Origin of the sequence: Chryseobacterium artocarpi (assembly GCF_001684975.1) — a bacterium.
Taxonomy (GTDB): domain Bacteria; phylum Bacteroidota; class Bacteroidia; order Flavobacteriales; family Weeksellaceae; genus Chryseobacterium; species Chryseobacterium artocarpi.
In genome coordinates, this window is the sequence record NZ_MAYH01000037.1 from 1 (window position 1) to 437 (window position 437).

Consider the following 437-nt stretch of genomic DNA (forward strand, 5'->3'; position numbering starts at 1 on the left):
TGCCTGCAGATTTCTCCATACTGGAGAAGAAACTGGTTTTTAGGAATTTTCTTCGCTTCGTAATGGAGGCTGCATGTATTTACATTTTGAATAGGAACGTTTAAAACTTTGGCTAAATAATTATTAATATTCTTCATTATACAATCTGGCTTAAAGAAATATCCTGGTGCGAGGCGCTGTTCACGGGCTTTCCGTTTTCAATAACGATCAATTGCGGACTTTCATGTCTGATGTCCAGATCTGCAGAAATTTTATTGGAAATAGACCTGTAAGCCAATAAATCCAAATAATACAATTCTACTTTCTGATTTGAGCTTTCTACTTCCCGTTCAAAATTTTTCAGTACTGTCCTGCTGATAAAACAGCTGGTGGAATGTTTAAATATTGCTATTTTATGATGGTAGGAACGCTCAATGACTTTTTCCAGATCTTCTTCA

At 35.7% G+C, this 437-nt stretch carries 1 protein-coding gene; it reads right to left on the reverse strand.

Annotation, left to right across the window (positions count from 1 at the left end; genetic code table 11):
* Positions 1-136: 136 nt before the first annotated feature.
* On the reverse strand, positions 137-437 hold a 301-nt coding region (gene ytxJ, locus BBI01_RS14745; protein WP_065395433.1), incomplete at its 5' end, for a bacillithiol system redox-active protein YtxJ.